Genomic DNA, 12,314 nt, shown 5'->3' with positions numbered 1-12,314 from the left:
GATTTAGGATAGGATTAGACTTCCTCCTCCACATAATCCAACTCCACCTTTAAATTCTCAATAATAAATTTCTGTCTATCTGGTGTATTTTTCCCCATATAAAACTGTAACATTTGTTCAATAGACATTTCTTTGTCTAACATTACTGGATCTAATCTAATATCATCTCCAATAAAATGCACAAATTCGTTTGGTGAAATTTCACCCAAACCTTTAAATCTCGTTATTTCTGGTTTTCCTCTTAACTTTTCTATCGCTTCACGCTTCTCTTCATCAGAATAACAATAAAAAGTTTGTTTTTTATTTCTAACTCTAAAAAGAGGTGTTTCTAAAATAAATAAATGACCTTCTTTTATCAATTCTGGAAAAAATTGCAAGAAAAATGTAATTAATAATAACCTAATATGCATTCCATCTACATCTGCATCTGTAGCAATTACAATATTATTATAACGTAAGTCTTCTAAACCATCTTCTATATTTAAAGCGGCCTGTAAAAGGTTGAATTCCTCATTTTCGTACACAATTTTTTTACTTAATCCAAAGGAGTTTAAAGGCTTTCCTTTTAAACTAAAAACGGCTTGTGTATTTACATTTCTAGATTTTGTTATAGAACCAGAAGCAGAATCTCCCTCTGTAATAAATAAAGTAGTATCTAAATAATTATCCTTTTTAATATCACCCAAATGAATTCTACAATCGCGTAATTTCTTATTATGTAAACTCGCTTTTTTAGCTCTATCTTTTGCTAGTTTTCGTATGCCAGATAATTCTTTTCGTTCTTTTTCTGCTTGTACAATTTTCTTTTGTAGCTTGTCTGCAACATTTGGGTTTTTATGTAGAAAGTTATCTAATTTGGTTTTTAGAAAATCGTTAATATAAGTTCTAACAGTAGGTAAATCGCCTCCCATATCTGTAGAACCTAATTTTGTTTTAGTCTGACTTTCAAAAACGGGTTCCATTACTTTTATAGCAATTGCAGAAATAATAGATTTTCTAATGTCTGAAGCTTCAAAATTCTTTCCGTAAAAATCACGAATGGTTTTTACAACTGCTTCTCTAAAAGCAGATTGGTGTGTACCTCCTTGTGTTGTGTGTTGCCCATTTACAAAAGAGTGGTATTCCTCTGAATATTGTGTTTTGCTATGTGTTATAGCAACTTCTATATCATCTCCTTTTAAATGAATTATTGGATACAACATGTCTTCTTTATTGTTGTTATCTTCCAATAAATCTTTCAATCCGTTTTCTGAGAAAAACTTTTCTCCGTTAAAAATTATGGTCAAACCTGGGTTTAAATACACATAATTTTTCAACATTTTTGCTACATATTCATTTCTAAACTTGTAGTTTTTAAAAATAATTTCATCAGGAATAAACTGAACTTTGGTTCCTTTTCTACGAGAACTTTCTTCTAAAAATTCTTCATTTTCTAAATTTCCTTGACTAAATTCTGCAGAGGCAGATTTTCCTTCTCTAGAAGATTCTACTCTAAAATAAGACGAAAGTGCATTTACAGCTTTGGTACCAACACCATTTAAACCCACAGATTTTTTAAAAGCCTTAGAATCATACTTACCACCAGTATTCATTTTAGAAACTACGTCAACTACTTTTCCTAAAGGGATTCCTCGTCCATAATCTCTAACTGTAACTTTACTTCCTTGAATAGAAATTTCGATGGTTTTACCTGCACCCATCACATATTCATCAATAGAATTATCTAAAACTTCTTTTACCAAAATATAAATTCCATCGTCTGCAGAAGAACCATCTCCTAACTTACCAATGTACATTCCTGGACGCATTCTAATATGCTCTTTCCAGTCTAAAGATCTAATATTATCTTCTGTATATTTTGTTTCTTTACTCATAAAAATGCTTACAGCTATTAGGTTTGATGTATTTGTAAAAGTAAGATTTAAGGCTTAAAAAAGGAATAGCTTTCCTAATTAGTTATCAACATGATTTTAACGAAAAAACAGCTAAAAGCTTTAGAGGTTTAGCTTTTGGCTTTTTTGCATATTACCCATAGAATAAAGCTTGTAGGCTTTGTAAAAAATCACAAAAAAAAACAATATGTTGTATTTTTAAACAAATGATTAATTACTGAACAATTGTATTACTTTTGAACTTTATTATAAATTAAAATAAAGTGGAAAACGCACAACTTATAAAATTAGCAAACAAATACGGAAGTCCCTTATATGTTTACGATACAGATAAAATTGAATCGCAATATAATCGATTAACAAATGCTTTTAGCAATGTTAAAAGTTTAAAATTAAACTATGCTGTAAAAGCACTCTCTAACATCAACATATTAAAGTTTTTAAAGAATCTAGGTGCAGGTTTAGATACTGTTTCTTACCAAGAAGTACAATTGTGTTTAACAACTGGTATTGACCCTAAAAATATTATTTATACGCCAAATGGTGTTTCTTTATCAGAAATTGAAGAAGTGGCTAAATTAGGCGTTCAAATTAATATTGACAACCTTTCTATTTTAGAGCAATTTGGACAAAAACACCCAAATATTCCTGTTTGTGTGCGTATCAATCCACATATTATGGCTGGAGGAAATTCTAAAATTTCTGTTGGACATATCGATTCTAAATTCGGAATTTCAATTCATCAAGTTCCTCATATCAAAAGAGTTGTAGAAAATACAGGCATGAATATCAATGGTATTCACATGCACACAGGTTCTGATATTTTAGATATCGATACTTTTTTACGTGCATCTGATATTTTATTTGATGTTGCTAAGCAATTTAAAAACATCGATTTTATAGATTTTGGAAGCGGATTTAAAGTACCTTACAAAGAAGGAGATATTTCTACAGATATTGAGCAATTAGGCGTACAATTATCAGAAAGATTTGATGAATTTTGTAAAGATTATGGCAAAGACATTACGTTAATGTTTGAGCCTGGTAAGTTTTTAGTTTCTGAGGCTGGTTCTTTTTTAGCAAAAGTAAATGTGGTTAAACAAACTACTTCTACCGTTTTTGCACATGTAGATTCTGGTTTTAATCATTTGGTAAGACCAATGATGTACAATTCTTATCATCATATTACAAACATTTCTAATGCAGAAGGAAGAGATCGTTATTACTCTGTAGTTGGTTATATTTGTGAGACGGATACCTTTGCATCTAATAGAAGAATTGCAGAAATTTCTGAAGAAGATGTATTATGTTTCCATAATGCAGGTGCGTATTGTTTTTCTATGGCGTCTAACTACAACTCACGTTATATTCCTGCAGAAGTGATGGTGTATAAAGGCAAAGATTACTTAATTAGAAAAAGACAAACCATAGCAGATATTTTACACAATCAAGTTGTTGTTGATTTTTCTAAAACTGAAAAAGTAGAGGCTTAAAATAAATTTTTATATAAAATATAAATCCATCAAAAATATATTTTTTGATGGATTTTTCATTAAATTCACTTAACAAATTAAAACAAATTTAAAATGAAAATATTAGGAATAGGAAGCAATTATGTTACTGATTTAAAAGACATATCAGAAAAAAAGAAAGGTAAAAAATTCATTTTTTCTAAACCTGAATCTAGTTTAGCTGTTAATTGTGATGTAGCCTACCCAAGTAGCATTACCAACGAATTAATTTACGAAGTAGAATTAGTTGTAAAAATTGGTAAAGAAGGTAAAAACATCTCTAAAGAGGATGCTAATTCTTATATATCTGAAATTGCTGTTGGTATAGATTATACAGCAACTGATATTTTAAAAGACGCTAGAGAAACAAAACATCCTTGGGAGTTTGCCAAAGGGTTTGATGGTGCTGCACCAATATCTAGTTTTAAACCAATTAGTGATTATAATTTAGGGGATATTGATTTCGATTTAAAAATTAACGGAATTGAAAAACAAAAAAGTAATACAGCTTATATGATTAACGATTTTGCTGATATTATTGTTTTTATATCTAAATATATGACTCTACAACCTGGAGATTTAATTTTTACAGGAACTCCTGCTTTGGGGAAAGGAGAAATCTTTAAAGGAGATCAATTACAGTGTTCTGTAAATGGAGAGTTATTGTTAGATTTTAAGATGATATAATTCTGATGAAAATTAGACTTTCTACTTTTGATGATATTCCACATATTATGATCATTATTGAAGATGCAAAACAATATTTAGCGTCTCAAAATATAGATCAGTGGCAAAATGGATATCCAAATGCAGCACAAGTAGAAAACGATATCAAAAAAGATGAAAGTTATGTAGTTATAAATGATGAAAATCTAATTATAGCAACTTCTATGTTTACCCTTAGAAAAGAACCAACTTACAAAACCATTTTAGAAGGAAATTGGTTGATTGCTGAAGATGAAACTTATGGTGTAATTCATAGAATGGCAATCAAAAAAGAATTTAGACAATTTGGTTTGGCAACGTTTCTTTTTGATGAGTTTCATCAGCAATTAAAAAATAAAAGCATACAAAGTTTAAAGATTGATACTCATAAAGATAATCTTGGAATGCAATCTTTAATTAAAAAATTAGGGTACAAATATTGTGGCATTATTTACACCAGTTATAACGCAAAAAGATTGGCTTTTGAGAAAGTAATCTCTTAATATTTCAATATTAAAACTATATTTACAACCTCATAAATTTACTTTATGAGGTTTCTTTTTTTCAATAAAAATTCAAATTATAAAATGCAAATCCTTCAATATATAATTCAGCAAACCCAACTTTCAGCTAAATCTGTAGAAAATACTATTTCTCTTTTAAATGAAGATGCTACTATTCCTTTTATAAGCAGGTACAGAAAGGAAATGACTGGTAATTTAGATGAAGTTCAAATTGGCGAAATTGTAAAATTTAAAGAACTTTTTGAGAGCTTAGAAAAACGTAAAAAAGCGATTTTAAAAGCTTTGGAAGAGCAAGGTGTTCTTACATCAGAATTAAAAGAAAAAGTAAGTGATTCTAAAGACATTATTTCTTTAGAAGATTTGTATTTGCCTTTTAAGAAAAAACGAAAAACAAAAGCAGAAACTGCTCGTTTACAAGGTTTAGAACCGTTGGCAAAAATGATCATGAGTCAGAATATTAGAGATTTAGAACATACAGCCTCAAAATATACATCCAACGAAGTTGAAACTATAGAAGTTGCTCTAGAAGGTGCTCGTTTTATTATTGCAGAATGGATTAATGAAAGAACGGATATTAGAAATACGATTCGTAGAGAATTAGAAAAATATGCAATTATTTCATCAAAAGTTATCAAAAAGGAAAAAGATTTAGAAAAAGCACAAAAATTTAAAGATTATTTTGATTGGAGTGAATCTTTAAGTAGAATTCCATCTCATAGATTGTTGGCTATTTTAAGAGCAGAAAAGGAAGGTTTTATTCGTTTAAAAATAGAAATTGATTCTGAAAGAATTTTACATAGACTAGCTAACAGAATTATCCGTTCTCAAAACGAATGTTCTGAGCAAATTGAACTGGCAATTAAAGATGCTTTTAAACGTTTGCTATATCCTTCTTTGTCTAATGAAAGACTATCTCTTGCCAAAGAAAAAGCAGATGAAGAGGCTATTATGGTATTTTCTAAAAATCTTAAACAATTACTTTTAGGAGCTCCTTTGGGAGAAAAAAGAATTTTGGCTATAGACCCTGGTTTTAGATCTGGTTGTAAAGTAGTTTGCTTAAATGCACAAGGAGAATTAGAACACAATGAAAACATTTTTCCTCACGAACCTCAAAACCAGAAATTAGAAGCCATTAAAAAAATTAGTTTTTTAGTAGATGCTCATAAAATTGAAGCAATTGCCATTGGAAATGGAACAGCTTCTAGAGAAACTGAACAATTGGTTAAAAAAATTGAATTTAAACATTCTGTAGATGTGTTTGTGGTAAGTGAAGCTGGAGCCTCAATTTACTCGGCATCAAAAATTGCAAGAGATGAATTCCCAAATTACGATGTTACAGTTAGAGGTTCTGTATCAATTGGTAGACGTCTGCAAGATCCTTTGGCAGAGTTGGTTAAGATTGATGCCAAATCAATTGGAGTTGGGCAATATCAGCATGATGTAGATCAAACAAAACTAAAAAATTCTTTAGACCAAACTGTACAAAGTTGTGTAAATACCATTGGTGTAAACATAAATACTGCTAGTGAATCTTTATTAAGTTATGTTTCTGGAATTGGATCAAAATTGGCAGAAAATATCGTGAATTACAGAAACGAAAATGGTTCTTTCTCTTCTAGAAATGAAGTTAAAAAAGTGCCTCGTTTAGGCGGAAAAGCTTATGAACAAGCAGCTGGTTTTTTAAGAATTAAAAACGGCAAAAATCCATTAGATGATTCTGCTGTGCATCCAGAAAGTTATGCTTTGGTTGATAAAATTGCAAAAGATAATCATAAAAAAGTTTCAGAATTTATTGGTAATAAAGAATTGATTCAAAAAATTAATCTTAAAAATTACACAACAGAAACCATTGGTTTGCCTACTTTACAAGATATTGTTAAAGAACTAGAAAAACCAGGTTTAGACCCCAGAGAAAAAGCAAAAGTATTTTCTTTTGATAAAAACATCAAAACAATTTCCGATTTAAGAATTGGACAACTATTACCAGGCATTGTCAATAACATTACCAATTTTGGTTGTTTTGTGGATGTTGGCATCAAAGAAAGTGGCTTAATACACGTTTCTAATTTATCAGATACTTTTGTAAAAGATGTAAATGCCATTGTAAATTTACAACAACAAATTATTGTAAAAGTTTTAGAGGTTGATGTAATTAGGAAACGAATTCAATTGGCTTTGGTAAAATAAATCTTATTAAAAACAGAAAAAAATATTATTTACTTTTTAAAAATAATTAACTAAAAAACAGATATTTAACTAGATAATTCATTCGATATTAACTATTAAAAATACATTTATCATATTCTCTTTTTTTCTGTTTTGGTACATCAATTTTAGAAAACTCTTTGCTGACTATATAATTATTTACAAACTATCTGTAATTCTTACATAAGCATAAATGACAGATAATTTGTAATGAAACCTTAAACTGGAAATTATTTTAAACCGCTTTTAAACTCAAATCTAAATTATAAACAGAATGTGTTAATGCACCAGAAGAAATAAAATCGACACCACATTCTGCGTATTTTCTGATGGTTTCTTCATTAATTCCGCCAGAAGATTCTGTCAAACAAGTATTACCAATTAAAGCAACTGCAGTTTTAGTATCTTCATAATTAAAATTGTCAATTAAAATTCTGTAAACACCTTCGTTTGATAGTATTTCTTTAATTTCTTCTAAACTTCTAGCTTCTACAATAATTTTAATATCTATATTTTTATCTGCTAAATATTGCTTTGTTTTTGTAATTGCAGCAGTAATTCCACCCGCAAAATCAATATGATTGTCCTTAATCATCACCATATCATACAAAGCAAAACGATGGTTTTCTCCTCCTCCTATTTTTACAGCCCATTTCTCTAAAGCTCTAATTCCTGGTGTTGTTTTTCTGGTATCTAAAACTTTTGTTTTTGTTCCTTTTAATAAATCAGCAAAAAAAGCAGTTTTGGTTGCAATTGCACTCATTCTTTGCATGGCGTTTAAAACCAAACGTTCCGCCATTAAAATAGATTGTGATTTTCCTGAAACATAAAAAACAACATCGCCAAACTTTACTTTTTCGCCATCATTTATAAAGGTTTCTACGTGTAAATCAGCATCAACATAATTAAAAACTTGTTTTGCAAATTCAACTCCAGCAATAATTCCATCATCTTTTACCAATAATTTTGCTTTCCCTGTTGCATTAGCAGGAATACAAGAAAGTGAGGTATGATCTCCATCTCCAATATCTTCTCTAATGGCATTTTTTATAATTAAATCTAATTCTTTTTGAAATTGTGCTTCTGAAATCATAAATGGTTTTTAATTCTGATGTAAAAATAACATTTTAATTATGAATTACGAATGATCAATTACGTTAAAAATTAGTAATACTTAATTCATAATTCGTAATTTTGAAACATGAAAATTAAATTACTTGCCATTGGTAAAACAGACAATAAAAACTTAATTCAATTAATTAGTGAATATCAAAACCGATTGAAACATTATATAAAGTTTGAGTTAGAAATTATACCAGATATTAAAAATGTGAAGAATTTATCTGAAGTTCAACAAAAAGAAAAAGAAGGCGAACTCCTTTTATCTAAATTACAAAACACAGACAATTTAGTTTTGTTAGACGATAAGGGAAAACACTATACTTCTATTGAATTTTCTAAATATCTTCAAAAAAAAATGAATTCTGGTATTAAACAATTGGTTTTAGTAATTGGTGGACCTTATGGTTTTTCTGAGGCGGTTTATAAAAAATCTACTGGTAAAATATCATTATCTAAAATGACATTTTCGCATCAAATGATTCGTCTTTTTATTGTAGAACAATTGTACAGAGGTTTTACTATTTTAAAGAATGAACCTTATCATCATGAATAAAAATCCTAAAGCCCATCCTATTCTTTCTTAAGGGAAGAGAAATCTTTGTGGAATCGTTGTATTTTTTATCCATGAAATCTGTGAAATTCGTGTCTTATCTTTTGTAACTTTGTCCTTTAATACTTTATGCACATAAAATGAAACTCGTTTTTGCTACAAACAATCTTAACAAACTAAAAGAAGTACAAGAAATGTTACCAAGTTCTATAGAATTATTGAGTTTAAAAGACATTGATTGTTTTGATGAAATTGAAGAAACAGAAACCACTTTAGAAGGCAATGCACAATTAAAAGCAGACTATATTACTAAGAATTATAAGTATAATTGTTTTGCTGATGATACTGGCTTAGAAGTAGAAAGTTTAAAAGGAAAACCCGGAGTTTATTCTGCTCGTTTTGCTGGAAAACCTGCTAATTCTGAAAATAATATGGATAAATTATTAGAAGATTTAGAGGGTAAAACAAATAGAAAAGCACAATTTAGAACTGCTATTGCTCTTAATATAAATGATAAAGAATTTCATTTTGAAGGAATTTGTAAAGGCGATATTTTAACCAAAAAACAAGGAGAAAAAGGTTTTGGTTACGATCCTATTTTTAAACCTAAAGGATTTGAAAAATCTTTTGCAGAAATGACGCAAGAAGAAAAAAATAAAATTTCTCATAGAGGCATTGCAATACAGAAGTTAGTTGCTTTTTTAAAAGAATATAAATAAATTATAAGACCTCACAGATTTTAAAAACCTGCGAGGTCTATTTTACTGAATGGAAAACAAATCCTACACAAAACATTTTATTTTTTTATCAGTTTTACTGATAACTTTATTCTTTTTAAACATTAGTTTTGGGTCGGTTTCTATTCCGTTTAAAGATATTTTTAGTAGTATTTTTGGTGGTAATGTTGCTAAAGATAGTTGGGAAACCATTATTATAAATTTTAGAATCCCAAAAGCAATTACTGCAATATTAGTGGGTTCTGGTTTGTCTATTTGTGGTTTGTTAATGCAAACCTTATTTAAAAATCCTTTGGCAGGCCCTTTTGTGTTGGGTATTTCTTCTGGTGCAAGTTTAGGTGTTGCTCTTTTAATCTTAGGGTCTTCTATTTTTGGTGGTTTTTTTTTAACAGATACTTTATCTAACTGGTCTTTACCAATTGCAGCTAGTTTAGGATCATTTTTAGTGTTATTAGCAGTAATTATTGCTGCAAATAAGGTAAGAAACACCATGTCTATTTTAATTATTGGATTGATGTTTGGTAGTTTAACAGCTTCAATTATTAGTGTATTAGCCTATTTTAGTGAAGCTGCTCAAATACAACAATATTTATTTTGGTCTTTTGGTAGTTTGGGTAATTTATCTTGGAATGAAATTAGCGTTTTTGCTATTATTTATACTTTTGGTATTCTAAGTACAATTGCAGTTATAAAACCTTTAAACAGTTTGCTGTTAGGAGAAAATTACGCCAAAAGTTTAGGAATTAATATTAAAAAAAGCAGGAATGTTATTTTGTTAATTACAAGTGTTTTAACAGGTGTTATTACTGCTTTTTCTGGCCCAATTGCTTTTGTGGGTTTGGCAGTACCTCATATCGCAAAAATGTTGTTTTTTAGTTCTAATCATAAAATATTAATCCCTGCAGTTGCCATTATTGGTGCAATTGTTTTATTAATTTGTGATGGTATTGCTCAATTACCAACAAGCGAATTTACGTTGCCAATTAATGCAATAACTTCCTTATTTGGAGCTCCTATTGTAATTTGGTTATTGGTTAGAAAAAAACGGATATTTGTTTAAAATGAAAAAAATGCCCCCATAGAAACATAGAAAACATAGTTTTAGAGTGAAAACTTTAAAACTAATATAATTAAATATTATCTGTGAAACTCTGTGAACAAACTCTGTGAAGCTCTGTGAAAGAAAACAAACATATCATCCTTAAAACTGAAAATCTATCTATAGGTTATCAGCATAAAAAAACACCTAAAATTGTAGCTTCAAACATCAATTTAGACATTGAAAAAGGAAAGTTAGTAACTGTTTTAGGAAAAAACGGAATTGGAAAATCTACTTTATTAAGAACACTTTCTAAAGTACAACAACCAATTTCAGGGAATGTTTACATCAACCAAAAAAAAATAGAAAAATTAACAGAACAACAACTTTCTAAACAATTAAGTCTGGTTTTAACAGAACGTTTGCCAGAAAGTCAATTAACGGTTTATGAGCTAATTGCCTTAGGAAGACAACCTTACACAAATTGGATAGATACACTCTCTAAAAAAGACATTGAAAAAATAGAAACTGCTATTGCACAAACAGAAATTAAACATCTTAAAAACAAACGTTTTTACGAATTAAGTGATGGCCAATTGCAAAGAGTATTAATTGCAAGAGCCTTAGCACAAGACACCGAAATTATTATTTTAGATGAACCTACTGCTCATTTAGACATGCATCAAACCATAAAAATATTTTCTTTGTTAAAACAATTAGTGTTACAAACTAAAAAAACAATCATCATTTCTACACATGAAATTAATTTGGCAATTCAGTTAGCAGATGAAATTATACTTTTAACTGAAAAAACATTTTTTACAGGAAAACCATCTGAGTTAATTGCAAACAATGCTTTTGATATTTTATTTCCTAAAAATCTTGTTAATTTTAATAAAACCTTGCAACAATTTGTAATCAACAAAAATTAATTTTATACCTTTAGTAAATTATTATTTTTAAAAAAATTAATGAAACAATTATTTTATACTTTTGGTCTCTTATTTTTTATTGCATGTAGCTCTAGTAAAAAGACTTCAAAAAAAGCGTTAACAAAAGATTTTGCATCTAAATTTGCAGCCTCTATAACCGCTAAAAAGTTAAAAGAACATGTTTATATTTTTGCTTCGGATGCTTTTGAAGGAAGAAATACAGGAGAACCTGGACAAAAAAAAGCTGTAAAATATTTAAAAGACTTTTATGTAAATAATAATATAGCTTCTGCCTTTGGTACAGATAATTACTATCAAAAAGTACCCGCAAAATTTTTAAATAAAAATTCTAGAAGGGGTAAATTAAAAGATTCTGAAAACGTATTAGGCTTTATAAAAGGGACTGAAAAACCAGATGAAATTGTTGTAATTTCTGCACATTTAGATCATGAAGGTGTTAAAAACGGACAAGTTTACAATGGTGCAGATGATGATGCTTCTGGTTCTATGGCAATTTTAGAAATTGCAGCAGCTTTTAAAAAAGCGGAAAAAGCTGGTAAAGGCCCAAAAAGATCTATCTTATTTTTACATGTTACTGGAGAAGAAAAAGGCTTGTTAGGTTCTAAATATTATACAGAAAACCCAATATTTCCATTAGCAAATACAGTTTGTAATTTAAATATTGATATGATTGGTAGAGTTGATGATTTACACAAAGCAGATTCTAATTACGTATATTTAATTGGTTCTGATAGATTAAGTACACAATTACACCAAGTATCTGACAGTATAAATGCAAAATACACCCAAATTAATTTAGACTATCGATTTAATGACATAAACGACCCAAATCGTTTTTACTACAGATCAGACCATTATAACTTTGCAAAACACAATATCCCTGTCATTTTTTATTTTAACGGAACACATGAAGATTATCACAAACCAACAGATACACCAGATAAAATTGAATACGATTTATTAGCTAAAAGAACACGTTTAATTTTTCATACAGCTTGGGGAATTGCTAACAGAAAACAAAGATTAGTGGTTGATAAAGTGGGTATAGAATAGAATAGAATAGATTATTTTTAGTT

Annotated in this window: 11 protein-coding genes; 9 read left to right on the top strand and 2 right to left on the bottom strand. The window is 28.9% G+C overall.

Annotated features, from left to right (window positions below; genetic code table 11):
• Nucleotides 1-14: 14 nt before the first annotated feature.
• A complete protein-coding gene (locus tag Q0731_RS04955) occupies nt 15-1,874 on the bottom strand; it encodes a DNA topoisomerase IV subunit B (protein ID WP_299060725.1) in 1,860 nt (619 codons plus the stop codon).
• A gap of 281 nt (nt 1,875-2,155) precedes the next feature.
• On the opposite strand from Q0731_RS04955, the gene lysA reads away from it, so the two are divergent.
• The 4 genes from lysA (at nt 2,156) to Q0731_RS04935 (ending at nt 6,819) form a co-directional block, all read left to right on the top strand.
• Nucleotides 2,156-3,385, top strand: coding sequence for a diaminopimelate decarboxylase (lysA, locus tag Q0731_RS04950; protein WP_299060722.1), 1,230 nt, complete (start codon nt 2,156-2,158; stop codon nt 3,383-3,385).
• Nucleotides 3,386-3,478: 93 nt separating this feature from the next.
• Complete coding sequence (locus Q0731_RS04945; protein WP_299060718.1) at nt 3,479-4,090, top strand: fumarylacetoacetate hydrolase family protein; 612 nt, start codon at nt 3,479-3,481, stop codon at nt 4,088-4,090.
• A gap of 5 nt (nt 4,091-4,095) precedes the next feature.
• On the top strand, nt 4,096-4,611 hold the full coding sequence (locus Q0731_RS04940; RefSeq protein WP_299060713.1) for a GNAT family N-acetyltransferase: 516 nt from the start codon (nt 4,096-4,098) through the stop codon (nt 4,609-4,611).
• 84 nt (nt 4,612-4,695) lie between these two features.
• Nucleotides 4,696-6,819: a Tex family protein gene (locus Q0731_RS04935; protein WP_299060711.1), complete on the top strand. Its 2,124-nt coding sequence runs from the start codon at nt 4,696-4,698 to the stop codon at nt 6,817-6,819.
• A 253-nt stretch (nt 6,820-7,072) separates the two neighbouring features.
• Here the strand turns inward: Q0731_RS04935 and nadC are convergent, their stop codons facing one another.
• Nucleotides 7,073-7,930, bottom strand: coding sequence for a carboxylating nicotinate-nucleotide diphosphorylase (nadC, locus tag Q0731_RS04930; protein ID WP_299060708.1), 858 nt, complete (start codon nt 7,928-7,930; stop codon nt 7,073-7,075).
• A 108-nt stretch (nt 7,931-8,038) separates the two neighbouring features.
• Between nadC and rlmH the strand changes: the two genes are divergently transcribed.
• The 5 genes from rlmH (at nt 8,039) to Q0731_RS04905 (ending at nt 12,291) form a co-directional block, all read left to right on the top strand.
• A complete protein-coding gene (gene rlmH / locus Q0731_RS04925) occupies nt 8,039-8,512 on the top strand; it encodes a 23S rRNA (pseudouridine(1915)-N(3))-methyltransferase RlmH (RefSeq protein WP_299060705.1) in 474 nt (157 codons plus the stop codon).
• A 137-nt stretch (nt 8,513-8,649) separates the two neighbouring features.
• Complete coding sequence (locus Q0731_RS04920) at nt 8,650-9,228, top strand: non-canonical purine NTP diphosphatase (protein WP_299060703.1); 579 nt, start codon at nt 8,650-8,652, stop codon at nt 9,226-9,228.
• Nucleotides 9,229-9,277: 49 nt separating this feature from the next.
• Entirely contained in the window at nt 9,278-10,306 is a 1,029-nt protein-coding gene (locus tag Q0731_RS04915; protein ID WP_299060701.1) for an iron ABC transporter permease, read from the top strand.
• A 116-nt stretch (nt 10,307-10,422) separates the two neighbouring features.
• Nucleotides 10,423-11,217, top strand: a complete 795-nt coding sequence (locus tag Q0731_RS04910; protein WP_299060698.1) for an ABC transporter ATP-binding protein — start codon at nt 10,423-10,425, stop codon at nt 11,215-11,217.
• Nucleotides 11,218-11,256: 39 nt separating this feature from the next.
• The gene (locus Q0731_RS04905) at nt 11,257-12,291 is read left to right on the top strand and encodes a M28 family metallopeptidase (protein ID WP_299060695.1); all 1,035 of its coding nucleotides are present in this window, start codon (nt 11,257-11,259) and stop codon (nt 12,289-12,291) included.
• Nucleotides 12,292-12,314: the final 23 nt, after the last annotated feature.

The sequence above is a fragment of the uncultured Polaribacter sp. genome (assembly GCF_947497695.1).
Taxonomy (GTDB): domain Bacteria; phylum Bacteroidota; class Bacteroidia; order Flavobacteriales; family Flavobacteriaceae; genus Polaribacter.
The sequence above is the reverse complement of the archived record's forward strand: the minus strand, read 5'-3'. Positions and strand labels throughout refer to the sequence as shown.

What these genes read in the sequence shown, in the direction of transcription:
- Q0731_RS04915 (WP_299060701.1), top strand. Translation starts at nt 9,278, where the DNA reads ATGGAAAACAAATCCTACACAAAACATTTTATTTTTTTATCAGTTTTA.
- Q0731_RS04905 (WP_299060695.1), top strand. Translation starts at nt 11,257, where the DNA reads ATGAAACAATTATTTTATACTTTTGGTCTCTTATTTTTTATTGCATGT.
- Q0731_RS04940 (WP_299060713.1), top strand. Translation starts at nt 4,096, where the DNA reads ATGAAAATTAGACTTTCTACTTTTGATGATATTCCACATATTATGATC.
- Q0731_RS04955 (WP_299060725.1), bottom strand. Translation starts at nt 1,874, where the DNA reads ATGAGTAAAGAAACAAAATATACAGAAGATAATATTAGATCTTTAGAC.
- Q0731_RS04945 (WP_299060718.1), top strand. Translation starts at nt 3,479, where the DNA reads ATGAAAATATTAGGAATAGGAAGCAATTATGTTACTGATTTAAAAGAC.
- Q0731_RS04935 (WP_299060711.1), top strand. Translation starts at nt 4,696, where the DNA reads ATGCAAATCCTTCAATATATAATTCAGCAAACCCAACTTTCAGCTAAA.
- nadC (WP_299060708.1), bottom strand. Translation starts at nt 7,930, where the DNA reads ATGATTTCAGAAGCACAATTTCAAAAAGAATTAGATTTAATTATAAAA.
- Q0731_RS04920 (WP_299060703.1), top strand. Translation starts at nt 8,650, where the DNA reads ATGAAACTCGTTTTTGCTACAAACAATCTTAACAAACTAAAAGAAGTA.
- rlmH (WP_299060705.1), top strand. Translation starts at nt 8,039, where the DNA reads ATGAAAATTAAATTACTTGCCATTGGTAAAACAGACAATAAAAACTTA.